Genomic DNA, 24,582 nt, shown 5'->3' with positions numbered 1-24,582 from the left:
GTGCCCAAGGCCCATGCCGATTTTGCCTCGGTGGTAGAGGGCGGCACGGTCAATGGCAACGTGCTGGACAACGACGTACTCGGTGCAGACGGCGGCGCAATCATCGGCGTGCGTGCCGGCAACGACACCACCAACCCAGCCATCGGCGGCTTGAACAGCCAGATCAACGGCACCTACGGCTACCTGACCCTGGACGCCAACGGCAACGCCGTCTACCACAGCAATCCCGATGCTGTCGGCGCACCAGGCGCGACCGATGTCTTCACCTATACCGTGCGTGATGCCGATGGTGATGAAAGCACGACGACCATCACTGTCGACGTGCACAACAGCTGCCTCGTCGCAGAAACCGACCATGACGTGACCGTCTACGAAAAAGCCTTGGACCTGACCCAGGACGGCCTGGACCTGGCCCCCGGCACCGTCACCGGCAGTGACCCGAGCGCTACCGGTGAAACCGCCAGCGGGACCTTGGTCGGCTCGGTCAGCGGTGCCACGGGCGCCGTCACCTTCACCCTGGTGGGCAATGCCACCGGTGCCTACGGTCAGTTGCTGCTCCATCCTGATGGGTTGTACACCTACACCTTGACCTCGCCGGCCACGACCACACCCCATGCCAACGATGGCCCGAACGTGTTGAGCGAAAGCTTCACCTACCAGGCCACGGACTCCCTGGGCAACAGCACCACCGGCAGCCTGGTGGTCAGCATCGTCGATGACATACCAAAGGCTGTCGCGTCCGAGCGTTCGGTCACGGCGGTGGAGGTCGATTCGAACCTGCTGATCGTGCTGGATGTGTCCGGCAGCATGAAAGACGATTCCGGCGTGCCGGGGCTCTCGCGTATGGATCTGGCCAAACAGGCGATCAGCGCCTTGCTCGACAAATACGACGACATGGGCGACGTCAAAGTCCAGCTGGTGACCTTCAGCGGCAGTGCCACCGACCAGAGTGCCGTGTGGGTGGACGTGGCAACTGCCAAGACACTGATCGCCGCGCTGAGCGCGCACGGTGACACCAATTACGATGCGGCCGTGGCGATGGCCAAGACGGCGTTCGCCACCCCCGGACAACTGACCGGCGCCCAGAACATTGGTTATTTTTTCTCCGATGGCAAGCCGACCTTGGGCGAAATCGGCTCGGCGGACGAGGTCGCATGGAAAGCCTTTCTCGATGCCAACGGCATCAAGAATTACGCCGTCGGCCTGGGCAGCGGCGCCAGAAACATCAACCTCGACCCGCTGGCCTATGACGGCAGCACGCACACCAACACCAACGCGGTGGTGGTCACCGACCTGAACCAGCTCAACTCGGTGCTTTCCGGTACCGTGCAAGGCGCGCCGGTCACCGGCAACCTGCTGGGCGAGGGAGGCTCGTTCGGCGCCGATGGCGGGTTTATCAAGAGCCTGGTGGTCGATGGCACCACGTACAGCTATGACCCGGCGGCCAACGGTGGCCATGGCGCGCTGACCGCCAGCGGCGGGCTCAACCATGGCTCCTTCAATACCGCCACCAACACATTGAGCATCGCCACCGACCACGACGGCACCCTGGTGGTCAACCTCGATACCGGTGCGTTCAGCTACACCTCCCAGACGGCCACCAGCACCTTGATCTCCGAGCACATCGGCTACACCGTCAGTGACCATGACGGTGACCTGGCGAGCTCCAACCTGGTGATCAACGTCGTACCCAACAGCCCACCGATAGCGGCTGACGACAACATCATCACCAACGTGCTGTCGGGCAACATCGTGATTCCGGGTGAATTGCTGTTGGGTAACGACAGCGACGCCAACGGCGATCCGCTCAGCGCGTCACCCACCAGTTTCAATACCGGTTGGGTCGCCAAAGGCGCGGACTTCACCGGCAGCACCGGCACGGCCAGCTTCACCGGCAACAACGTGCAATCGATCAACCTCAGCCGCAGCGCTTTCGTCGCCAATACCGCGAGCATGACGGCGATGTTGGTGGTCAGCGGTGCACTGGGGATGGTGTCCAATAACAACACCAACGATGAAGACCGGCTCAACATCAGCCTCAAACAGGGCGAAACCCTCACCCTGGACCACAACCTGTCGGCCGGTCGCATTGCGATGGAGTATTCGCTCAACGGCGGGCCATTCATTGCGATCAACGATGGGGCTTCTTTCACCGCGGCAGCGGATGGCAATTACCAGATCCACGTCACCAATATCGCCAATCCCGGCGGCGGTAATTCCAACGCTGCGGAGAACTATCAACTGACCCTCACCGTTGACTATTCCGGGGCGCAAGACAAAACACCGGACTACCACGGCAGCTACACCGCCAGCGATAACCATGGCGGCAGTGACAGCGCAGCGGTAGGCATCAGTTACCAGGCGGGCCATACCCTGACGGGCACCAGTGGCGACGATGTGCTGTTGGCTAGCAACGGCGACAACATCCTCAACGCCGGCGACGGCAACGACGTACTCAGCGCCGGTTCGGGCAACAATACCCTGAACGGAGGGGCCGGCAATGACTTGCTCTACAGCGGCACGGGCAACGACCTGCTCGATGGCGGTACGGGCAACGACACCGTCAGCTACGCCCATGCCACGTCGGCAGTCACGGTGAACCTGGGCCTGCTGGCGGCGCAGAACACCCTGGGCGCGGGCACCGATACATTGATCGGCATCGAAAACCTGGTGGGCTCGAACTTCAACGACACCCTCACCGGCGACGGCGCCAGCAACCGCCTCGACGGTGGTCTGGGCCATGACGTGCTCAATGGCGGTGGCGGCGATGACCTGCTGATTGGCGGCCTGGGCAACAACACCCTCACCGGCGGCAGCGGCGCCGACACCTTCCAATGGCAGGCGGGCAACAGCGGCCACGACGTGATCACCGACTTCGCGCCCGGTGTCGACAAACTCGACCTGTCCCAGTTGTTGCAGGGGGAGAATGGCAGCGCGGCGTCACTGGACGATTACCTGCATTTCAGCGTGAGCGGCAGCGGGGCGTCGGTCATTACCAGCATCGACGTCAGCGCCATCGCCGGCGCCACGCCGAACCAGACCATCGACCTGGCCGGCGTCAACCTCGCCAGTCATTACGGCGTCACACCCGGCGCAGACGGAATGATCGCAGGTGCAGATACGGCGACCATCATCAACGGGATGTTGAATGACCACTCGTTGAAGGTGGACACGGTGTGAGATGAGCTGAAATAACAAAACCCGCGATTTCCGGTCTGGAAATGGCGGGTTTTGTTTTTCTGAACCTTGTGGGTGGATCCACAGATTGCTGGACGCATGCATGCCTTTGTGGCGAGGGAGCTTGCTCCCGCTCGGCTGCGCAGCAGTCGCAAAAAAGGCTGGGTGCGATGAGCCAGGAAAATTGAGTTAGTTCATTTGGGGTGGCTTTGCCACCCAGCGGGAGCAAGCTCCCTCGCCACAGGAGATCCAGGCTCGTGCCACAGTCAAGGCTTGCGCAGCGTCTTTTGCCTGAGGATATAAACCGTTACCAGCACCGCACTGGTGAGCATGAACCCCCGGGCCCACGGCAGGGGCACCAGGTAGCAGGAAAAGAGGATGCTCGCCCACATCAGTCCGATGGCATAGACCTTACCCTTGAGCGGGATGCCCTTGCCACTGAGGTAGTCACGAATCCACGGGCCGAGGCGGGGATGTTCTACCAGCCATTGGTAGAAGCGCGGCGAACTGCGGGCGAAACAGGCCGCCGCCAAGAGCAGGAAAGGGGTGGTGGGCAGTACGGGGACGAAGATGCCGATGACCCCCAGCGCTACGCTCAGCCAGCCGATGGCCAACAGAACGTAACGCAGGATCAGCGGGCGATTGCCAATGGGCGAGGGCACCCGGTCACTCAGTGGTGGCGAGGCTTGAGGATCGCCGGTTTCTCGTCCGGTGCGTTGCACAGCAGGTACAGGGCCGTGAGGGCTTCGGGGATCTGGACGATCATGTCGTCCATCAGGTTGGCGTCGGCGGCGATGTCGGAAAACTCCGGTTGCTCGTCGAACAGACCGGAACCGACCATGATCGGCAGCAGCATTTCGCTGACTTCCTCTTCGGCGGTTTCGAACCAGGCGGCTTCGCGCAGGAACACGCCTTCCATGAAGCCGATGCACCAGCCACGCAGTTCCGAATCGTCCGGGTCATCGCCCAAGTCCAGGTCGCACGGCAGTTCGAACTCTTCGTCGGAAGCCAGTTGGCGGGCGATGTGGGCCTTGAGGCCGACCAGCGTGGCTTCGATTTCGGCACGCTGGGCTTCGTCGCTGTAATGCGGCTCTTCGGCGAACAGGGCGTCGATCCACTCACGGTCCGGCACCGTTTCTGCGCAGATGGACAGGGCGGTCAGATAGCCGTGAGCGGCCACGTAGTCCAGCGCCTCTTCGTGCAGCTCATCGGCGTCGAGGAAGACTTGCAGGCGGGTCAGTTGCTCAGCGAAGGACATTACGGGCTACCTTGGGGAATAAACAATGCGGGAATTCTAGGCCTTCTTGAGCGCCCAGGCCAGCCGCGTGGCGTATTTGCCTTGCCGGTAAGGGCTGGGTTGCCCGCATGCCCTGGCATTTATCCCCCGTGGCGAGGGAGCTTGCTCCCGCTGGGGCGCGCAGCGGCCCTGTTTTTTGGGGCGGCTTCGCCACCCAGCGGGAGCAAGCTCCCTCGCCACAGGTTCGGTGCATGACTGGCAACAGTGCAAGGGCTTCATCGAACACCTCTTGTCAGCAGCGCCCTTCGCAACGAAGGCCTCGGGTATACTGCCGCGTTTTGTGATGCCCTGCGGCGTCCCGCCGGTTCGAAACGCGCACTTACGATTTGCCGGTGCAGCTTTTGTGATTCTGAACCAGCCTTGCAGGGATGTTTCGGTGATTTTTGGAGTTTCTATGCTCGAACAGGCTCAACGCGTCCTCAAGGACATCTTCGGCTACGACAGTTTTCGTGGCCGCCAGGGTGCCATTATTGAGCGCGTGGCCAGCGGTGGCGATGCCCTGGTGCTCATGCCCACCGGCGGCGGCAAATCCTTGTGCTTCCAGGTCCCGGCGTTGTTGCGCAACGGCCTGGCCGTGGTGGTCTCGCCACTGATCGCATTGATGGACGACCAGGTTGCGACCCTCGAGGAACTGGGGGTTGCCGCTGCTTCGCTGAACTCCACCCTCAGCGCCGAGCAACAGCGGGACCTGGCGACACGCATCAGGCGCGGCGAAGTGAAGATGTTGTACCTGGCCCCGGAACGCCTGGTGCAGCCACGTATGCTGGCGTTCCTGCAGAGCCTGGAAATCGCCCTGTTCGCCATCGACGAAGCCCACTGCGTGTCCCAATGGGGCCATGATTTCCGGCGTGAATACCTGCAACTGGGACAACTGGCGGAACTGTTCCCCGACGTGCCGCGCATCGCCCTGACCGCCACCGCCGACAAGCGCACCCGCGAGGAAATCGTCGAGCGCCTGCACTTGCAGGATGCCGAGCGCTTCCTGTCCAGCTTCGACCGTCCGAATATTTTCTACCGCATCGTCCCCAAGGAGCAGCCGCGCAAGCAGTTGCTGGCGTTTCTCGCCGAACGTCGCAGTGATGCCGGCATCGTCTACTGCCTGTCGCGCAAGAAGGTCGATGAAGTGGCGGCGTTTCTGTGTGAGCAGGGGTTCCCGGCGTTGCCGTATCACGCCGGCCTGCCCAACGACCTGCGGGCCTATCACCAGAAGCGCTTCCTCAACGAGGAAGGCCTGATCATGGTGGCCACCATTGCGTTCGGCATGGGCATCGACAAGCCCAACGTGCGTTTTGTCGCGCACCTGGACCTGCCCAAGTCCCTCGAGGCGTATTACCAGGAAACCGGGCGTGCCGGTCGTGATGGCTTGCCGGCCGACGCCTGGATGGCCTACGGCCTGCAAGACGTGGTGATGCTCAAGCAGATGTTGCAGAGCTCCGAAGGTGATGAGCGCCACAAGCGCCTGGAGCAGCACAAGCTCGACGCGATGCTCTCTCTGTGCGAAGAAACCCGCTGCCGGCGCCAGACCCTGCTGGCCTATTTCGACGAAGACATGCCCCAGCCTTGCGGGCATTGCGACAACTGCGTTGATGGCGTGGAAACCTGGGACGCCACCGAACCGGCCCGCCAGGCCTTGTCGGCGATTTTCCGCACCGGCCAGCGCTACGGTGTTGGGCATCTGGTGGACGTGTTACTGGGCAAGGACAACGAAAAGGTCCGCAGCTTTGGCCACCAGCACCTGTCGGTGTTCGGTGTGGGCAAGGCGCGCACCGAGAGTGAGTGGCGTTCATTATTCCGACAACTGGTCGCCCGCGGTCTGGCCGACATCGACCTGGAAGGCTACGGCGGCCTGCGCCTGAGTGCGACTTGCCGGCCATTGCTCAAAGGTGAAGTCACCCTCGAACTGCGCCGCGACCTCAAACCGGCAACGGCGGTCAAGAGCAGCAAGAGCCAGGCCAGCCAACTGGTGCGTGGCGAAGAGCGCGATCAATGGGAAGCCTTGCGGGCCTTGCGGCGCAAGCTGGCCGAGGAGCACGGCGTCCCGCCGTACGTCATCTTCCCCGACTCGACGCTGTTGGAAATGCTCCGCAGCCAGCCCACCTCCCTGGCGGAAATGGCCCGGGTCAGTGGCGTGGGCGCGCGCAAGCTGGAGCGGTATGGCGAGGCCTTCCTCCAGGTCCTGGGCGGCGAGGCCGAAGCACCGAAAGCGGTGGCCGATGTACGCCACGAACTCATCACACTGGCCCGGGCCGGCATGACGCCGTTGCAGATCGCCGGGCAACTGCAGTGCTCGGAAAAGAACGTCTACACGATGCTGGCCGAGGCCATTGGCAAACAGCAGTTATCCCTGGAACAGGCACTGGATCTGCCCGAGGAACTGCTGGGTGAAGTGCAGGATGCCTTCCTGGACGGCGAAGGCGAGTTACCACCAGTGTCTGAAGTTGCCGCACTGTTTGTCGGACGGGTTCCCGAAGGCGTGTTGTATTGCGTCAGGGCTGCATTGCAGTCGGAATTTGAAGTCTGATCAGTAAGTTGCGTTCCTTTAACGATTCAGTACAAGGCGAGCCTTGCTTGAATCCAAAGCTCATGCTTAGCTGACTAATAATTAGTTTTTCTCTATTTCAGATCTGATGAGTTTTTTTATGCCGTTAACCGATCAACACCGTTTTGGCATGCAGTTGGCGCAAATGTCTCGGGGCTGGCGTGCCGAACTGGATCGTCGCCTGGCCGGGTTGGGCCTGTCCCAGGCGCGTTGGCTGGTGCTGTTGCACCTGGCCCGTTTCGAACAGGCGCCGACCCAGCGTGAACTGGCCCAGAGCGTCGCCGTCGAAGGACCGACCCTGGCCCGGTTGCTCGACAGCCTGGAAACCCAGGGGCTGGTACAGCGCCAGGCCGTGGCCGAGGACCGCCGGGCCAAGAAAATCGTGCTCTGCGCACCGGCCCTACCGTTGATCGAACAAATCGAAACCATTGCCACGCAATTGCGGCGTGAGCTGTTCGAAGGGGTCGATGAAGCGGACATGCGCGTGTGCATGCGGGTCCACGGTACGATCCTGGCCAACCTGGAAAAATCCTGAGGCATATCCCTGGCGCCAGACTTTTGAGATTCGGCGATTAGCGAACTATAACCAGTACTAAGTGATCGTATTGGATGCGTTTACGCTCAGTCTGGTAGTCGAAAGGGATACCCATGCTTGAAAGTTTGCAGTCCACGTTGCGCAGTTGGGTCAACGTGTCGGTCGTCGTGGGTGCCCTGGGGTATTCGGCCTTGGCGTCGGCGCTGGGACTGGGGGACATGACGCTCCATTCCGCCCTGAACCAGCCGTTGCGCGCCGATATCGCCTTGGTCGATGTGGCCGGCATCGGCGAGGGCGATCTGTCGGCCAGCCTGGCGAGCCCGGACGATTTCAGTCGTGCGGGTGTGGAGCGGGCGTTTTTTCTCAACAACCTGCGCTTCACGCCGGTCTTGCGCGGGGAGCGCAGCTTCATTCGGGTGACCTCCAGCAAACCGGTGGAGGAACCCTTTCTCAACTTCCTGGTGCAGCTCAATCAGCCCAACGGGCGCCTGCTGCGCGAATACACCGTGCTGATCGACCCGCCGGGCACACCGGGTATCGTGCCTGTCCGTGACGAACCTTCCGAGGCCCCGCCGTCCATCAAGCCGCCCCCGGCGGTACAGGGCAAGCGCTACACCGTGGTGCCGGGGGACAACCCCTGGCTCATCGCCAAACGCCTGCATGACGCCGGCAGCAACGCGTCGATCAATGAGTTGATGCAAGCAATCCAGGCCTTGAACCCCGGCAGCGACCGGCTTTCCATCGGCCAGCGCTTGTTGTTGCCCGACTCGGCCGTGCTGCCGACGTCGGCTGCAACCCCGGCCGGCCAGGCCCCCGCCGCGTCCGATGAGCAATTGGCCGCCAGCGTGCTGCTAAACCAGCAGCAACAGAAGACTATCGAGCAACTGCAGGCCCGGCTCCAGGCCCAGGACGAGGAAGTCGCTGGCCAGCGCAAGCAGATCAGCGAATTGCAGGCCCGGCTGGCCGAGGTAGCGCCAGCCCCTGTCGCATCGACGCAACCGCAACCGGCGCTTCCTGCATCGGAACCGGCGTCGAACGCGCAACCCGCTACAGAACCGGTAGCAGAGCCAGAGGGCATCAATTGGACATGGGTGGCGGGGCTGGTGGGCCTGTTGGGGTTGCTGGCGCTGTTACTGTTCGTTCGGCGTCGGCAGCAGCAGGCCGAGTTGGAACCGATGACCGGGCGTCCCGAGCCGATGCTGGAGGAGGGCGACGAAACCTTTGCATCAATCCCCGACACGGAGCCGTCCGAGAACGCGGCATCGTTCAATAACGGTGACACGCCCCTGGGTGATGTGCTGGAGGGCGTCGGGATCTACCTGACCTACGGTCGATTCACCGAGGCCGCAGGGCTGTTGCGCGCCGCGTTGCTGGCGGAGCCGGAACGCACCGACCTGGGCCTCAAGTTGCTGGAAGTACTGGGCAAGCAGGGCGATGTCATCGGTTTCCAGGCCCAGGAGCATCATCTACAGGCACAGGGTATCGATGCCGGGACGTTGGAGGAGGTCCGCGGGCGCTACCCCAAGGTTTCCATGATCGCCGCGCCGACAGTGGCGTCGGTACCATCTCAGGTCCCGGCTCTTTCATCTACACCGACACCTGCTCCTGAACGTGAGCCGGTGCCCGGTGACGAGTTCGAGTTGGACCTGGATGCGCTGTCCATGGAAACCAGCTGGGACCTCGCCGATGCCCAGGACAACACTGCCGATAAAGAGGCTGTTTCACCTTATGCCGCCGAGAGCTTTTCGCTTTCAGGTTTTGACGAACCGGACCTGCAATGGGAAGCGCCACTGGAAACCGAGTCGCTGGACGATGCCTTCCTCGATAGCTTTGCCGACGAAGAACAGTCGCTGGAACTTGAGCCACTGGCCCTTGAACCTGTTTCCCTGGACACCCTGTCCCTCGAGCCTCAGGCCCCGGAACACTCGGTCAAGCTGGAACAGGCACAGAATTGCATCGACGATGGAGACCTGAAAACCGCCGTCTCCCTGCTTGAAGAACTGCTCGAGGAGGGTGACGAACCCCTCAAGGAGACCGCCCGGGTGCTGCTGGCGGGGATTCGCTAAGAACCATCGAGGCTGTAGCGGCTGGCCTCATCGCGAGCAAGCTCGCTCCCACAGCCATCTGCGTCCCCATGTGGGAGCGAGCTTGCTCGCGATAGCGGCCTATCAGGCTGTCAAATCCTGTCCAGACAGCCCCTCAAAACGTCTGCCCCAGGTTCAGATACACCGCCTGTTCATCATCGTCGTTAAAGCCATAGCTGAAGTTCAGTGGCCCCAGCGGTGTATCGAAGCCCAGGAAAATGCTGGCGGCGTTGATGTAGCCGCTGTCGAATTCGTTGTCGTTGTTCCAGGCCCGGCCGCGTTCCAACGAGCCGCCGATGTACAGCGGGAAGTCCAGTGGCAGATAGGCCCGCGGTGTGAGGCGGCGGTAATACACGGCACGCATCAGGCTGATGTTCTGTCCGGATACCCCGTCTTCGCGAAAGCCTGACAGCTGCCGCGCGCCACCGAGCACAAAGCTGGAGGTCACGACTTCAGCAGTGTCCAGTGTTCGACCGTAGCGCCCGCCCAGGATGAAGGTATCCGGGCCGCTGCTCAGGGCTTTGTCCAGCTTGAACTCCCACTGGCGGTAACGCTGGTCGGAACCCAGTCCTGGTTCGTATTGACGCCAGCTCAGGCCGATATCTTCCCCTTCGTGGGGGAAATACACGTTGTCGAAGGAATCGAAGGAGTACTTCAGCTCATAGAAACCTTCATTGAAGTTTTCGCTGGGCTGGTCGTGATCGCCAATGCGCACATCCGCCTTGCCCCAGGCCTGGCCGACACCGAAGCGGATTTCGCCGTTGTTGCTGATCTGGCGGCCCACGTTCAGCCCGAAGCCATAGCGCTCGACGCGATACTGGGCCACCGGATCGTTGTCCAGGATGGACTCCACGTTGCGAGATTCAAATTGCCCGTAGGGGGCGATGAAGTAACGTGAACCGACATCCAATGGTTGGTAGAACTCGCTGTACAGCTCCTGCTTGTCGCCGATCTGCGCCCGGGTCAGCCATTCGGCACCGAGGCGATTGATGCCGTTGACCCGATAGCTGGCTCCCAGGTTGAAAGCGCTGTCGCCGCGCATGTCGTCCGACAGGCTCAGCCCCAGCCGCAGGTAGTCGGTGCCGGTGCGTCTGCCCCGGGCGCTGATCACCAGCGTGTGATCCGGGCCCTTGCGGACCACGCGGTATTGCACCTGTTCGAAGTAATCCAGGCCGTACAGTGTGCCCATGTCGGTCTGCAGGCGACCCAGGTCCAGCGGCTCGCCGATTTTCTGGCGAACGTAATATCGGATCACGTCATCGCCGACTTTCGAGTCGTTCTCCACACGAATGGCGGTGATGACCGGCGTGCGCTCGCTTGGGGTGCGCGCGGCCATGAGCTCGGCGTCGGGCGCCTCGGACGGGCGTAGAGGCGCCAGGCGTGTCTCGAGTATCCGCGTGGCACGGTAACCGGCGTCGATCATGTCCTGGGCCCGGCCGAAATCGGTGGAGCCGAAGCTCGCCAGCGCCGGCTGGATCAGCACGTCGTCTTTCTTCAGCGTTGCCAGTTGCTCTTCAGAGTTGCGCCGGGTCATCAGGGTGGTCGACTGGTTCAGCACATCGACCACCGTGACCAGTTGCTTGCGGTTGCGCAGGGGCGTACCGATGTCGACCACGATGGCCACGTCCACGCCCATTTCCCGGGCCACATCCAGCGGGATGTTGTCGGACATGCCGCCGTCCACCAGCAGTCGGTCGTCCAGTTCCACCGGGGCGAATACCGCCGGGATCGACATGCTGGCGCGGATGACCTTGGGCAGGTGGCCTTTGCGGAACACGACTTTTTCGCCCGTGGCGATGTCAGTGGCGACTGCGCGAAACGGGATCGGCAGTTTGTCGAAGTCCCGTGTATCGCTGGCGTGGGCCAGCAGGCTTTCGAGCAGCAGGGCCAGGTTCTGGCCCTGGATGACCCCCAGGGGCAGGCCGAGGCTGCCGTCGTCACGGAAACTCAGTTTCTGTTTGACCAGGAAGTCCCGGTCATCCTGCTTGCGCCGGAAGGGTACGTCCTTGCGTGGCGGCGCATCGGACAGAGCCTGTTGCCAGTCGATGCCCAGGGCGAGTTTTTCCAGTTCGTCGATCTTGTAGCCTGAGGCATACAGCCCGCCGATGACCGCGCCCATGCTGGTGCCGGCGATGGCATCGATCTTGATGCCTTGCTCTTCCAGGGCCTTGAGCACGCCGATGTGAGCCAGCCCTCGTGCGGCACCGCCGGACAGCACCAGGCCGATTTTCGGGCGTGGCGCTTCGACGGCGGGCACGTTGGCATGGCCGAGCAGGGGCAACAGCAACAGAAGCAGGAGGGGCAGGAGGCGGCGCATCGTCAATCTCGGGGCGGGCGTCAAAGGCGGGTATTATAACGACGCCTTCGAATCCAGGAGTCCACCCGCAATGACCGAACATAAACCGGAAGTCGTCATCACGTATTGCACCCAGTGCCAATGGCTGTTGCGCGCTGCCTGGCTGGCCCAGGAACTGCTCAGCACCTTCGGCGACGACTTGGGCAAAGTGTCCCTGGTGCCGGGCACCGGTGGCGTGTTCCACATCAGTTGCGACAATACGCAGATCTGGGAGCGCAAGGCCGATGGCGGTTTTCCCGAAGCCAAGGTCCTCAAGCAGCGGGTCCGCGACCGGATCGATCCGGAGCGGGACCTGGGCCACAACGATCGGGTTCAGTGAGACGCGGCTTGGGCGCCAACCCCCGGTTTCTTCGAACCACCCAGTTGGCTTGAGAGCACGATGGCCGCGATGATCACCACGCCGCCCAGCAGCATGCGCAGGGTCGGGTTCTCATCGAACAGCCACCAGGCCATGGCGATGCCATAGACCGGCTCCATGGCGAACACCACCGCCGCCGTGCGGGCCTTGATCACCGCTAGGCTGGCGACGAACAGGCTGTGGGCCAGGCCGGTGCAGAACACGCCGAGCAAGCCGATCCACAACCAGTCGAGGGGGCGAACGTCGCTCAATTGTGGCGCGGCCATCGGCAGCAGGCACAACCCGACCACCACGTTCTGGCACAGCGCGGCCTGAACCGGCGGGACGTGCGCCGAACCGGCACGGTTGGTCAAGGACAACAGGGAGAAGAGTAACCCCGAGGCCACGGCCCACAGCAGGCCAGTGGTGGCACCGCTGGCCAGGTCGAAGTTCGGCGTGACCAACACCAGGCCGACACTCACCAGCACCACCAACCAGATTTCATTGGCGCGAATCCGTTCGCGGAAGATCAGCCCCTCGAGCAATACCGTGAAGGCCGGGAAACTGGCGAACCCCAGCGTGGCGACCGCCACGCCGGCCACCTTCACGGCGATGAAGAAACTCACCCAATGCCCGGCCAGCAACAGCCCCCCAAGCAACAATCGCCGGCCATCCCGGGCCCGCAGCTTCTGCCAGCGGCTGTTGCTGGCGAACCGGGCGAACATCGCCAGGGCCAGCACGGCGAAGACGGCGCGCCCGAACACGATGACCGCCGGCGAAGCCGCGGCGAGTTTGCCAAAGACACCGGTCAGGCCAAACATGAGTGCGCCGATGTGCAGGGCGCCGAGGGCGGTACGAGGTGTCATTTCAATCCTTTCAACAGATAAGCCAAAACCGACGGACAAACATCGATCCCATGGGGGTATTTAAGCGTTGGGGAGGTGCTGGCGTCTGTCGCGATCCTAGCGATTTTTAGCGCGAAGCTAGCGCTGACGCCGCAGCTTGCCCGGCGAGACGCCGAATTCGCGCAGCACCGCCGCGGAGAAGGCACTTTGGGAGCTGTAGCCGACGCGGTGGGCGATCTCACCGATGGGCAACTGCGAATCACGCAACAACGCCACGGCCTGGTGCAAGCGGCGGCTGCGGATGTACTCCATCGGGGTTTGCCCGCACTCGGCGACGAAGCGTGCGTGCAGGCGGGCGTTGGAGAGGCCGGCGATTCGCGCCAGGTCCGCCACTTGCAGCGCATAGGCGGCGTTCTGGTCGATGTGGGCATTGAGTGCGGCGTAGGGCAGGCGCCGCCCACCGACGGGGCGCTGGCGAACGTCATTGAGACTCGCCAGCAGCAGCACCGCGCCTTGCTGGGCGATCACCGGATCGTCCACCGGGCTGCCCGCCAACCAACTGACCAACTGGCTTTGCCCCGCATCCAGGGGCGCGCGCGCGGTGTCGTCGAGCAAGCGGCGGCTGGCGTCGGCGTGATCCCCCAGGCATTGCCCGACCCAATCGTCACTGGGCACATCCAGCACCAGGCAACGGCTGCCGTGGGGGCTGCCGCAGGCGTGATGGGCACCGGCGGGTACTACCACGAAACTCTGTTGCACCACCTGGCTGCCACGCCCTTCGACCTCGAAATCCAGCGCGCCGGACAACCCGAACACCAGTTGCGCGTGGTCGTGGCTATGGACAATCAGATCGTGGCTGTAGTGGCGTAGCGTGAGGATCGGTCTCATCGCGGTCTCCCGTATCAGGCCGCCAGCATACACCGAGGGCACACCGCCCCGCGCTGTCATGTAATGGACTTGTGTTTGTCATGGGCCATTAACCGCTGGCGTGCACAGTGGCGAAAACGATCAGAGGGTTGCCCAATGACCAGCGCCGAGCTCGCCAGACCCAGCCGCAAACAGCGTGTACGCACCCTGTGGATTTCCGATGTGCACCTGGGTACCCGGGATTGCCAGGCCGAGCACTTGTCGCAGTTTCTCAAGGGCTACCACGCCGACAAGATCTACCTGGTGGGTGACATCATCGATGGTTGGAAACTGCGCGGTGGCATGTATTGGCCCCAGGCCCACACCAACGTCATTCGTCGCTTGCTGACCATGAGCAAGCGCGGCACCGAAGTGATCTACGTCACCGGCAACCATGACGAATTCCTGCGGCGCTATTCGAAGCTGATCCTGGGCAATATCCAGTTGGTAGACGAAGCGGTGCACGTCACGGCCGATGGCCGGCATCTGTTGGTGATCCATGGTGACCAGTTCGATGTCATCACCCGGTACCACCGTTGGCTGGCGTTCCTCGGGGATTCGGCCTATGAGTTCACCCTCACGCTGAACCGCTGGCTAAACCATTGGCGAGCCCGTTACGGCTACGGCTACTGGTCGTTGTCGGCGTACCTCAAGCATAAGGTCAAGACCGCCGTCAGCTTCATCAGCGATTTCGAAGAAGCCATCGCCCACGAGTGTGTGAAGCGCGAACTGCATGGCGTGGTCTGTGGGCATATCCACCACGCCGAGATGCGTAGGGTGGGCGAGGTGGAATACCTCAATTGTGGCGATTGGGTCGAATCCTGCACGGCGCTGATCGAGCATTGGGATGGGTCGATCGAGTTGTATCGGTTGGCGGAGGCCCAGGCGCGGGAGGCGTTGCTCAAGGCAGAGTTGAAAATGGCCGAGCCGGTGTAGGTCGGCTTGATACTTTCGCAAGCAAACATCTGACCCTGTTTGCACCGGACAGGGTTAACCCCTGTGGCGAGGGAGCTTGCTCCCGCTGGGGCGCGAAGCGGCCCTGTTTTTCGGGGCCCTGTTTTTTGAGGGGCGGCTCCGCCACCCAGCGGGAGCAAGCTCCCTCGCCACATAGGTTTCTGCGTCTGTCAGGGCGGCGTTTGTTCCGCCATCGCCGCCTTGTAGATCGATTGCTTCGGCGTGGCAAAGACCCTTTCCAGCATCGGCTCGAAGAAACTCAAGGGCAGGGTGTCGTATTCGGCATCGAATGCCGCCGCGTCGTACTTCGCACAGAACTCAATGGTCGCCTGGTATTGCGGATGACCACTGAATTGCTCGCGCAGGTGTCGGTCCATGCCCAGGTGATGGAAGAAGTAATAGCCCTGGAAAATCCCGTGCTTCTCCACCATCCACAGGTTTTCGGCGCTGACGAAGGGCTTGAGGATCGCCGCGGCGATGTCCGGGTGGTTGTATGAACCCAGGGTGTCACCGATGTCGTGGAGCAGGGCGCAGACCACGTACTCCTCGTCCCGCCCGTCACGGTAGGCGCGGGTGGCGGTTTGCAGGGAATGGGTCAGGCGATCCACCGGGAACCCGCCGAAATCGCCGTCCAGCAGTTTCAAGTGGGCGAGGATCCGGCCCGGCAATTGCCGCGCGTAGGCGCTGAAGTCGGCCGCGATGATCGCCCAGTCTTGTTGGGTGCCTTCTTTCATGTGGGTAAAGCGCGCGTGGTTGCTCATCGGCAGTCCTTGTTAGAACGCGACCTTGCCCAACAGCATGTCGCGGTACATGACGAAATCGCCGAGCAGGCTGTAGAGCGGATGCTGGAAGGTGGCGGGACGGTTCTTTTCGAAGAAGAAGTGCCCGACCCAGGCGAAGCCGTAGCCGGCCACGGGCAGGGCGAGCCACAGCCACCCGCTACCCACGACGAGAGCGAGGGCGAACACCAGGATGACCAGGGAGGTGCCGATGAAATGCAGTCGTCGGCAGGTGCTGTTGCTGTGTTCGCTGAGGTAGTACGGGTAGAACTCGGCGAAGCTATTGAATCGTTTAGTGTTTTCCAAGACTGCAGGCTCTTTGGTTATTGTTCTGGCGACCGATGCATCCAGTGGCTTGCTTTGAGTCTAGAGCCATCATTTGCAACAGCCAGTGACAATGGGCGCCACTCTAGTGTCCGGTCTTACCAATAACGCCCCTTTTGGACGGCTTCTGTTGCCGTCATGCTGCGTTGCCACTCCTCGCCATAGCGGGCTATGACTCGTCGTGGCGTCTTGCCTGACAACAACAGCCGCTCGTCCAAAAGGGGCGTTATTGGTAAGACCGGACACTGCTATCCTTCGCAAATCCAGCCGTACCCTGCGGCTCGTCATGCAAGTAAAACGTCATGAACGAACGAACGACTTCTTCAAGCTGGGCGATGGGGATTGTCAAGGCGTTGGAAATCGACGGCCTGGATTGTCGGGTGCTGTTCAAGCAACTGGGGCTGGACTTTGATGCGCTGGACGATCCGGATGCACGTTTCCCCCAGGACTCGATGACGCGGCTCTGGCAACGGGCGGTGGAATTGTCAGGTAACCCGGCCATTGGCTTGAACATGGGTAAAGTGGTGCGCCCGGCCTCGTTCCATGTGGCGGGCTACGCCTTGATGTCCAGTCGCACGCTGGTGGAGGGGTTCCAGCGACTGGTGCGATACCAGCGGATCATTGCCGAAAGCGCCGACTTGAGTTTTCGCCGCTTGGAAGAAGGCTACGGGCTGATTTTGACGGTACACGGCGATCATTTGCCCCCGACCCGCCAAAGTGCCGAAGCATCCCTGGCCTGTGCGTTGGCCCTGTGCAACTGGCTGACCGGGCGTACCTTGCACCCGGTAAAAGTGCTGTTCCAAGGCACCGAACCCTTGGACCTGGCGCCATATCAGCGAGCCTTCTGCGCGCCGCTGGAGTTCGGCGCGTCTTATGATGCGCTGATTTTTGAACGGGCCGACATGGAGGCGCCGCTGCCTACGGCCAACGAAGCCATGGCGCAGTTGCATGACCGGTTTGCCGGTGAATACCTCGCGCGTTTTTCGGAAAGCCGTGTGACCCACAAGGCGCGACAAGTGTTGTGCCGACTGTTGCCCCAGGGCGAGCCCAAGCGTGACGTGGTGGCGCAGACGCTGCACCTGTCACAGCGCACCTTGCAGCGGCGCTTGCAGGAGGAGGGCACCAGTTTCCAGAGTTTGCTGGAGGACACCCGTCGTGAACTGGCCGAGCAGTATCTGGCGCAGCCGGGCATGACGTTGCTGGAGATCGCCTATCTGTTGGGGTTTGCCGACCCGAGCAATTTTTTCCGGGCCTTTCGTCGTTGGTTCGACACCACGCCCGGCGAATACCGGGCACGGTTGGCGAGCCAGCCAGAAGCGGTCAGTGACGCCAGAACGCCGGGATACACAGCACGAACACCGTGATGATCTCCAGTCGGCCCAGCAGCATGCCTGCGGACAGAATCCACTTGGCCGCGTCCGGCAGCGGTGCGAAGTTGCCGGCCGGCCCGATGATCTCTCCCAGCCCCGGGCCGACGCCGGACACGGTGCTGGCCGCACCGGTCAGCGCCGTCATCCATTCCACGCCCAGCAGCGACAGCAGCAGGGCGATCACGCAGATGGTGATGGCGAAGAAGAACGAGAACGTAAGGATCGAGCGGACGATTTCTTCGTCAAGGCGATGACCGTTGTATTTCTGTTTGATCACCGCGCGGGGGTGGATCAGTTGATTCAGGTTGGCCCGCAGCAGGATGTAGGCGACCTGGAAGCGGAAAATCTTGATCCCGCCGGCCGTCGAGCCTGAGCAACCACCGACGAACCCCAGGTAGAAAAACAGCATCAGCGAAAAATTGCCCCACAGGCTGTAGTCGCCGAGGGCGAAACCGGTGGTGGTGACGATGGACGTCACGTTCAGCGCCACGTGCCGCAGCGCGTCCAGCCAATGCAGGTCGGTGGTCGCCCAATACCAGGTGCCGAGCACCAGCCAGGTCACCAACAACACCCCGATGAGCCCCTGGACCTGCTGGTCCTTGATCAGCGCCCGGCGATTGCCCCGCAACATCGAGACGTACAGGGCAAACGGCAGGCTGCCGAGGATCATGATGACAATGGCGACCCAGTGCACCGCCGGCTGGGTCCATTTGGCCAGGGACAGGTCCGAGGTGGAGAAACCGCCGGTGGAGATCGCCGACATCGCATGGTTGATGGCATCGAACAGGCTCATCCCGGCCCACCAGAGCGCCAGGGTGCCGAGGATGGTGATGCCTACGTAGGACGCCACGATCAGCCGCGCCACCATGTGGGAACGGGGCATGACTTTTTCCGAGCGGTCCGACGATTCGGTCTGGAACAGCCGCATGCCACCGATGCGTAGCAGGGGCAGGATCGCCACAGCCATGCCGATGAAGCCGATACCGCCGAGCCAGTGCAGCAGCGAGCGCCACATCAGGATGCCCGGGGACATGGTGTCCAGGCCGCTCAGGACGGTGGCGCCGGTGGCGGTGATGCCCGACATGCTTTCGAAAAACGAGTCGGTATAGCTGATCTTCTGGGTCAGCAGGAACGGCAGCGCGGCAAAGATACACACCACCAGCCAACTGCTGACAGTCAGCAAGTACATGTCGCGCGGGCGCAGGTGGATGTGTTCCGGGCGCCCGGGAAGCACCAGGGCCAGGCCGGCGAGGAAGGTGATCATGCTCGACCAGAGGAACGACGGCAGGTCGGCGGTGCGCTCGAAGACCATCAGGGTGGCCATGGGCACGACCATGAAGATCGCCAGGGTGATCAGGAAGATGCCGATGATGAAACCAATGATCCGCAGGGTCGGCAACGCCATGAAGTCCGCTCAGGCTGGAAAAGGAAGGGCGCCATTCTACCCGCGACAAGCGCCCTGTAAACCGGCACCCGGCGCCGAGTGGGCAACTGGCCGCGGAATTTGCGCTGACGAACTCGCCGCACAGCCACTAGAATAGCTGGACATTTTTTCAGGAGGTGGCCGATGCAGGCTCTCGACGCTTTGCTCAACCGTGTTTCCGTCCCGCGCCTGGTGGACCCGGCCCCCACTGCGGAGCAGCGCGAGCTCATGTTTGCCGCGGCCATGCGGGCGCCGGATCACGGCCAGTTGCGGCCATGGCGTTTTCTGACGGTCGAAGGGCAGGCGCGGCATCGCATGGGCGAACTGCTGGCCGAAGCTGCGCGGTTCAATGACCCGCTGGTACCGGAAAGCGTCGTGGAAAAGGCCCTCAACGGCCCATTGCGCGCGCCCTTGGTCGTGGTGGTGGTCGCCCGTCTGCAGGACCATTTCAAAATCCCCAAATCCGAGCAACTGTTGGCGGCCGGCTGCGCGGCCCATGGCATCTTGTTGGCGGCGTATGCCCAGGGGGTTGGCGGTGTGTGGCGTACCGGTGAACTGGCGTACTCGCCGCATGTGGCCAGGGGGCTTGGCCTTGAGGACGGGGAAGAGGTGATCGGTTTCCTCTACCTGGGCACGCCGCAGAAAGAAGCGCGCACGGCACCGCAGGAAGATGTCGGGCAGTTTGTCCGGGAGTGGACGGGCCAGTAACGTCTCAAGGGCGGCGGATGACTTGGGGGGGTGATCCACTGTGGCGAGGGAGCTTGCTCCCGCTGGGCGGCGAAGCCGCCCCAAAAGCCTGGTTAGAGGCCGCCTGACACGCCGAGGTGCCAGGTCTCAGGGCTGCTGCGCAGCCCAGCGGGAGCAAGCTCCCTCGCCACAGGGAAAGTGCCTGGCCTTGGGTTACTTGCAAGCGTCGGCAATCGCCTCGGCCAGCAGGTCCAGGCGCGTGGCGTCGATGCCGGCCACGTTGGCCCGGCCGGTGCCGACCATGTAGACACTGTGGTGCTCGCGCAGGTGCTTGACCTGTTCCGGCGTCAGGCCGGTGTAGGAAAACATCCCGCGTTGCACGCCGATATGGGCGAAGCGCTCGCGTAAGCCATGGGGTTCGAGGGCCTCCAGCAAACCGCTGCGCAATTGCGCGATGCGCAGGCGCATGGCCTGGACTTCATCGGCCCACAGGCTTTTGAGTTCCGGGTTGCCGAGAATGGTCGCCACCACGGCCGCACCATGATCCGGCGGTGTCGACCACAGGTTGCGGGCGATGTTTGCCAGTTGGCTGCGGATGTCCACCAGCTTCTCGGCATCCCGGGCACAGACGATCAACGCACCGGTACGATCGCGGTACAGGCCGAAGTTCTTCGAGCAGGAACTGGTGACCAGCACTTCCGGCAGGGCTTGGGCAAACAGCCGGACCGCCCAGGCGTCCTGTTCCAATCCATCGCCGAAGCCCTGGTAGGCGAAATCGATCAGCGGCAGCAGGTCGCGGTCGCGCACCACCTCCAACACCTGACGCCATTGCTCATGGGACAGGTCGAACCCGGTGGGGTTGTGGCAGCAGGCGTGCAGCAGCACGACATCGCCTTTGGGGGCCTGGTTCAAGGTCGCCAGCATCGCCTCGAAATCCAGGCGGTTATCGGCGCCCACGTAAGGGTAGTGACCGACCTTGACCCCGGCCGCGGCGAAGATGGTCTCGTGGATCGGCCAGGTCGGGTTGCTCAGCCACACGCCACGGCCCGGCAGGCATTGAGCGATGAAGTCGGCACTCAGGCGCAGCGCACCGGTGCCACCCGGTGTCTGGGTGGCGCCGGCACGTTTTGCGCTGATCAGCGGAGAGTCGGCACCCAGTACGAGCTCGTTGATCAATTGGCCGAATGCAGCGTCGCCATGGCCGCCGATGTAGGTCTTGGTGGTCTGGCGATCCACTAGCCGTTGTTCAGCCTGTTTCACTGACTGAAGAATCGGCGTCAGGCCCTGGGCATCCTTGTAGACGCCCACGCCCAGGTCGAACTTGCTCGGGTTGGCGTCCGCCCCGTAGGCCTCCATCAGGCCCAGGATCGGGTCGCCGGGGACTCGGCCGATGGCGTCGAAATGCATTACTTGCGGCCCTCGGCGGTCTTGGCCACGTCATCGGTGCGGGCGGCCATGATGAAGTCGTTGCGGTGCAGGCCCTTGATGGAGTGGCTCCACCAGGTCACGGTGACTTTGCCCCATTCGGTGAGCAGGCCTGGGTGGTGGCCTTCGGCCTCGGAGATCTCGCCGACGGCGTTGGTGAACGCCAGGGCGTGCTTGAAGTTCTTGAACAGGAAAACTTTTTCCAGTTGCATCACGCCGTCGCGCACTTCGATGTTCCAGTCGGGGATCTGCTTGATCAGCACCGGCAGTTCTTCGTCGCTGACTTGCGGGGCATCGGCGCGGCAGGCTTCGCAATGGGCTTGGTTCAGAGTGTTCATGGTGTGTTCCTGGATCGAATATTTGGAAAACGTCGATGCACCCACGCTAAAGCAAAGCAGCGTCGTGCAACAGACTCAATTGGGATTAAAAGAGGCGGTTCACGCCGCTTTTGGTGGGAATTTCGGGGCATGCAAGCCCAGCTCCCGACCGCGCTTGACCATGCCCATGATGTCTTCGTGAGCCAGGTCGAACAGACGCTTGAGTTCGGGCAGCACGAAATACACCGGTTGCAGGATGTCGATGCGATACGGCGTGCGCATGGCTTCCAGCGGATCGAAGGCCTGGTGTTCCGGTTCGTCCGACAGGCAGTACACGGTTTCCTTGGGCGAAGACAGGATGCCGCCGCCGTAGATGCGCCGGCCCTGCGGGGTCTGCACCAGGCCGAACTCGATGGTCATCCAGTACAGGCGCGCCAGGTAGACGCGTTCTTCCTTGGAGGCCTGTAGGCCGAGTTTGCCGTAGGTGTGGGTAAATTCCGCGAACCAAGGGTTGGTCAGCAATGGGCAGTGGCCGAAGATCTCGTGAAAAATGTCCGGCTCTTGCAGGTAATCCAGCTCTTCTCGGGTACGAATGAAGGTCGCCACAGGAAACTGTTTGCTGGCGAGCAATTCGAAAAAGGTCTGGAAGGGGATCAACGCTGGCACCCGGGCGACTTGCCAGCCCGTGGTCTCGCCCAGCACCTTGTTGATTTCGTCCAGTTGCGGGATACGGTCGTGGGGCAGGCCCAGCTTGTCGATGCCATCCAGGTACTCCTGGCACGCACGGCCTTCGATGACTTTCAACTGGCGGGTGATCAGCGTGTTCCACACCGCGTGTTCTTCGGCGGTGTAGTGGATAAAACCTTGCGCATCGGGCTCGCGGGCCACGTACTGCGTCTGCTTCATGCTGCTCTCCTGCTGATTTCCCTCGTGGGGAAGGCTGTTTGTTTTTATGTCCAGCGATGCATTAGAGATAACCCGAAGCAGGAGCGCGTGCAGCCGAAGAAAACAGGTGGGTAGGGACAAGTGCGTGTCATTTTGTAAAGTTTTCGTTACGTATGAGGTCGAGCCGCGGCCATGTCGAGATTTTTGGCTGGGAAATGGTCTACAGCTGTCACATAATCTTGACAACTATTTGTGTGCCTAGACAAAAAACCAACATAAAACCCGTGGCGAGGGAGCTTGCTCCCGCTGGACTGCGCGGCAGTCCCAAAAACAGGGCCGCTTCGCAGCCCAGCGGGAGCAAGCTCCCTCGCCACAGGGTGTGTGTCGGGCTTGAATGGGGCACCACTCTCTCATCCACATCCGGGCCTTTTCATGCGCATCAAAGTCCATTGCCAGAATCGCATCGGCATCCTGCGGGACATTCTCAACCTATTGGTGGAATACGGTATCAACGTCGCCCGAGGCGAGGTCGGTGGCGAGCATGGCAACGCGATCTACCTGCACTGCCCAAACCTGATCAACATCCAGTTCCAGGCGCTGCGTCCGAAATTCGAAGGCATCGCCGGGGTGTTTGGCGTCAAGCGCGTAGGACTGATGCCCAGTGAGCGTCGGCACATGGAACTCAACGCCTTGCTCGGCGCTTTGGAATTCCCGGTGCTATCTATCGACATGGGTGGCTCCATCGTTGCGGCCAACCGGGCGGCGGCGCAGTTGCTCGGGGTGCGAGTGGACGAGGTGCCGGGCATTCCCCTGTCCCGCTATGCCGAGGATTTCGACTTGCCGGAACTGGTGCGGGCTAACCAGTCGCGCATCAACGGCCTGCGGGTCAAGGTCAAGGGCGATGTGTTCCTGGCCGACATCGCGCCACTGCAATCGGAGCACGACGACAGCGAAGCCATGGCCGGTGCGGTGCTGACGCTGCATCGGGCCGACCGCGTGGGCGAGCGGATCTATAACGTGCGCAAGCAGGAACTGCGCGGCTTCGACAGTATTTTCCAGAGTTCGAAAGTGATGGCGGCTGTGGTCCGCGAGGCCCGGCGCATGGCCCCGCTGGACGCGCCGCTATTGATAGAAGGCGAAACCGGCACTGGCAAGGAGCTGCTGGCCCGCGCCTGTCACCTGGCGAGCCCGCGCGGGCAATCGCCATTGATGGCGCTCAACTGTGCCGGGCTGCCGGAGTCCATGGCCGAGACCGAACTGTTCGGCTACGGGCCGGGGGCCTTCGAAGGCGCCCGGGCCGAAGGCAAGCTCGGCCTGCTGGAGCTGACCGCCGGGGGGACGCTGTTCCTCGACGGGGTCGGGGAAATGAGCCCGCGCCTGCAAGTGAAACTGCTGCGCTTTCTGCAGGACGGTTGCTTCCGGCGTGTCGGCAGCGATGAAGAGGTGTACCTGGACGTCAGGGTGATCTGCGCCACCCAGGTCGATTTGTCCGAACTCTGCGCCCGGGGCGAATTCCGTCAGGATCTGTACCACCGCTTGAACGTGCTGTCCTTGCACATCCCACCGCTGCGCGAATGCCTCGATGGCCTGGCGCCGCTGGTGGAGCATTTTCTTGACCAGGCCAGCCGCCAGATCGGTTGTCCGCTGCCCAAGCTGGCCCCGGCGGCGATGGAGCGTCTGAGTCACTACCACTGGCCGGGCAACGTCCGGCAGCTGGAAAACGTGCTGTTCCAGGCCGTTTCCCTGTGCGATGGCGGCACGGTGAAGGCCGAGCATATCCGCTTGCCGGACTACGGCGTGCGCCAACCCCTTGGCGATTTTTCCCTGGAGGGGGGGCTGGACGAGATCGTTGGGCGTTTCGAGAAGGCGGTGCTGGAGCGCTTGTACTCCGAGCACCCGAGCAGCCGGCAACTGGGCAAGCGGCTGGGGGTTTCCCATACGACCATTGCCAATAAATTGCGCGAATATGAAGTCGGCAAAGACCCCAGTGCGTAATCAATTGTGGCGAGGGGATTTATCCCCGCCGGGCTGCGTAGCAGCCCCAAAGCAGTCAACCTGACACACTTTAGTTGTCTGTTTTTAGGGGCGCTTCGCACCCCTGCGGGGATAAATCCCCTCGCCACAAGAATGTGGAGCAGTTGCCGCAGGGGTATACCTTTGCCTTGCAGCGGCATGACACCGCCGGTTTTTCGTCTTCGATCCATTCCAAAATTCCCTTCCAGAACCCACAAGCCCTTTGTTTACCGGGGCTCGTGGCGCCAGAAAAAAGTTGGTCTGCAAATTGCTTGAGGCTGTGCAACACAGCAGTGGGCGGCAAACGTCCGGCATGCAGAGGAACGACA

20 protein-coding genes are annotated in these 24,582 nt (G+C 62.3%); 9 read left to right on the top strand and 11 right to left on the bottom strand.

Features of this window, described 5'->3' with window-relative positions:
• Positions 1–3,180, top strand: a 3,180-nt coding sequence (locus BLT00_RS18355; RefSeq protein ID WP_139209645.1) for a type I secretion C-terminal target domain-containing protein, incomplete at its 5' end; no start/stop codon positions are given.
• Between the two features lie 263 nt (positions 3,181–3,443).
• Here BLT00_RS18355 and BLT00_RS18350 read toward each other — a convergent pair.
• Both BLT00_RS18350 and BLT00_RS18345 read right to left on the bottom strand, forming a co-directional pair.
• Positions 3,444–3,839 (bottom strand): YbaN family protein, encoded by a 396-nt coding sequence (locus tag BLT00_RS18350; RefSeq protein WP_063322443.1) that lies wholly within the window; start codon positions 3,837–3,839, stop codon positions 3,444–3,446.
• An 8-nt stretch (positions 3,840–3,847) separates the two neighbouring features.
• Positions 3,848–4,435: a UPF0149 family protein gene (locus BLT00_RS18345; RefSeq protein WP_003198997.1), complete on the bottom strand. Its 588-nt coding sequence runs from the start codon at positions 4,433–4,435 to the stop codon at positions 3,848–3,850.
• Positions 4,436–4,868: 433 nt separating this feature from the next.
• Between BLT00_RS18345 and recQ the strand changes: the two genes are divergently transcribed.
• From recQ to BLT00_RS18330, 3 genes are all read left to right on the top strand, one after another.
• Complete coding sequence (gene recQ / locus BLT00_RS18340) at positions 4,869–6,995, top strand: DNA helicase RecQ (protein ID WP_092145032.1); 2,127 nt, start codon at positions 4,869–4,871, stop codon at positions 6,993–6,995.
• Positions 6,996–7,113: 118 nt separating this feature from the next.
• A complete protein-coding gene (locus tag BLT00_RS18335; protein WP_003199001.1) occupies positions 7,114–7,548 on the top strand; it encodes a MarR family transcriptional regulator in 435 nt (144 codons plus the stop codon).
• Positions 7,549–7,661: 113 nt separating this feature from the next.
• The gene (locus BLT00_RS18330) at positions 7,662–9,614 is read left to right on the top strand and encodes a FimV/HubP family polar landmark protein (protein ID WP_092145030.1); all 1,953 of its coding nucleotides are present in this window, start codon (positions 7,662–7,664) and stop codon (positions 9,612–9,614) included.
• Between the two features lie 133 nt (positions 9,615–9,747).
• Here the strand turns inward: BLT00_RS18330 and BLT00_RS18325 are convergent, their stop codons facing one another.
• Entirely contained in the window at positions 9,748–11,949 is a 2,202-nt protein-coding gene (locus BLT00_RS18325) for a patatin-like phospholipase family protein (protein ID WP_092145028.1), read from the bottom strand.
• 70 nt (positions 11,950–12,019) lie between these two features.
• Here BLT00_RS18325 and BLT00_RS18320 point away from each other — a divergent pair, with 70 nt between their 5' ends.
• Positions 12,020–12,307 (top strand): Rdx family protein, encoded by a 288-nt coding sequence (locus BLT00_RS18320; RefSeq protein ID WP_063322439.1) that lies wholly within the window; start codon positions 12,020–12,022, stop codon positions 12,305–12,307.
• Here the strand turns inward: BLT00_RS18320 and BLT00_RS18315 are convergent.
• Positions 12,301–13,191 (bottom strand): DMT family transporter, encoded by an 891-nt coding sequence (locus BLT00_RS18315; protein WP_092145026.1) that lies wholly within the window; start codon positions 13,189–13,191, stop codon positions 12,301–12,303. The two genes, BLT00_RS18320 and BLT00_RS18315, sit on opposite strands and share 7 nt — an antisense overlap.
• Positions 13,192–13,308: 117 nt before the next feature.
• On the bottom strand, positions 13,309–14,058 hold the full coding sequence (locus BLT00_RS18310; protein WP_092145024.1) for a helix-turn-helix transcriptional regulator: 750 nt from the start codon (positions 14,056–14,058) through the stop codon (positions 13,309–13,311).
• 135 nt (positions 14,059–14,193) lie between these two features.
• Here BLT00_RS18310 and BLT00_RS18305 point away from each other — a divergent pair, with 135 nt between their 5' ends.
• Complete coding sequence (locus BLT00_RS18305; protein ID WP_092145022.1) at positions 14,194–15,012, top strand: UDP-2,3-diacylglucosamine diphosphatase; 819 nt, start codon at positions 14,194–14,196, stop codon at positions 15,010–15,012.
• A 188-nt stretch (positions 15,013–15,200) separates the two neighbouring features.
• On the opposite strand, the gene BLT00_RS18300 is transcribed toward BLT00_RS18305, so the two are convergent.
• Both BLT00_RS18300 and BLT00_RS18295 read right to left on the bottom strand, forming a co-directional pair.
• Positions 15,201–15,791, bottom strand: a complete 591-nt coding sequence (locus BLT00_RS18300) for an HD domain-containing protein (RefSeq protein ID WP_092145020.1) — start codon at positions 15,789–15,791, stop codon at positions 15,201–15,203.
• A gap of 12 nt (positions 15,792–15,803) precedes the next feature.
• Positions 15,804–16,115: an Mpo1-like protein gene (locus BLT00_RS18295; protein ID WP_063322434.1), complete on the bottom strand. Its 312-nt coding sequence runs from the start codon at positions 16,113–16,115 to the stop codon at positions 15,804–15,806.
• A 320-nt stretch (positions 16,116–16,435) separates the two neighbouring features.
• Between BLT00_RS18295 and BLT00_RS18290 the strand changes: the two genes are divergently transcribed.
• A complete protein-coding gene (locus BLT00_RS18290) occupies positions 16,436–17,497 on the top strand; it encodes an AraC family transcriptional regulator (protein WP_092145018.1) in 1,062 nt (353 codons plus the stop codon).
• Here the strand turns inward: BLT00_RS18290 and BLT00_RS18285 are convergent.
• The gene (locus BLT00_RS18285; protein WP_092145016.1) at positions 17,454–18,908 is read right to left on the bottom strand and encodes a TrkH family potassium uptake protein; all 1,455 of its coding nucleotides are present in this window, start codon (positions 18,906–18,908) and stop codon (positions 17,454–17,456) included. The genes BLT00_RS18290 and BLT00_RS18285 overlap by 44 nt on opposite strands.
• A gap of 162 nt (positions 18,909–19,070) precedes the next feature.
• Here BLT00_RS18285 and BLT00_RS18280 point away from each other — a divergent pair, with 162 nt between their 5' ends.
• The gene (locus tag BLT00_RS18280) at positions 19,071–19,634 is read left to right on the top strand and encodes an NAD(P)H nitroreductase (protein ID WP_092145014.1); all 564 of its coding nucleotides are present in this window, start codon (positions 19,071–19,073) and stop codon (positions 19,632–19,634) included.
• A 192-nt stretch (positions 19,635–19,826) separates the two neighbouring features.
• Here BLT00_RS18280 and BLT00_RS18275 read toward each other — a convergent pair whose 3' ends face one another.
• The 3 genes from BLT00_RS18275 to phhA form a co-directional block, all read right to left on the bottom strand.
• The gene (locus tag BLT00_RS18275; protein ID WP_092145012.1) at positions 19,827–21,020 is read right to left on the bottom strand and encodes an amino acid aminotransferase; all 1,194 of its coding nucleotides are present in this window, start codon (positions 21,018–21,020) and stop codon (positions 19,827–19,829) included.
• Positions 21,020–21,376 carry a 4a-hydroxytetrahydrobiopterin dehydratase gene (locus tag BLT00_RS18270; RefSeq protein WP_003184087.1) on the bottom strand — a complete coding sequence of 119 codons (357 nt, stop codon included), beginning with the start codon at positions 21,374–21,376 and terminating at the stop codon, positions 21,020–21,022. Before BLT00_RS18270 ends, BLT00_RS18275 begins: the two co-directional genes overlap by 1 nt.
• Positions 21,377–21,475: 99 nt before the next feature.
• Entirely contained in the window at positions 21,476–22,261 is a 786-nt protein-coding gene (gene phhA, locus BLT00_RS18265; protein ID WP_053120239.1) for a phenylalanine 4-monooxygenase, read from the bottom strand.
• Between the two features lie 411 nt (positions 22,262–22,672).
• Here phhA and BLT00_RS18260 point away from each other — a divergent pair, with 411 nt between their 5' ends.
• Complete coding sequence (locus BLT00_RS18260) at positions 22,673–24,235, top strand: sigma-54-dependent transcriptional regulator (RefSeq protein ID WP_092145011.1); 1,563 nt, start codon at positions 22,673–22,675, stop codon at positions 24,233–24,235.
• The last annotated feature ends 347 nt before the right edge of the window (positions 24,236–24,582 follow it).

The sequence above is a fragment of the Pseudomonas sp. NFACC51 genome (genome assembly GCF_900103575.1).
Lineage (GTDB): Bacteria > Pseudomonadota > Gammaproteobacteria > Pseudomonadales > Pseudomonadaceae > Aquipseudomonas > Aquipseudomonas fluorescens_Q.
Note: the sequence above shows the minus strand (reverse complement) of the source record. Positions and strands in the feature narration are given on the sequence as shown.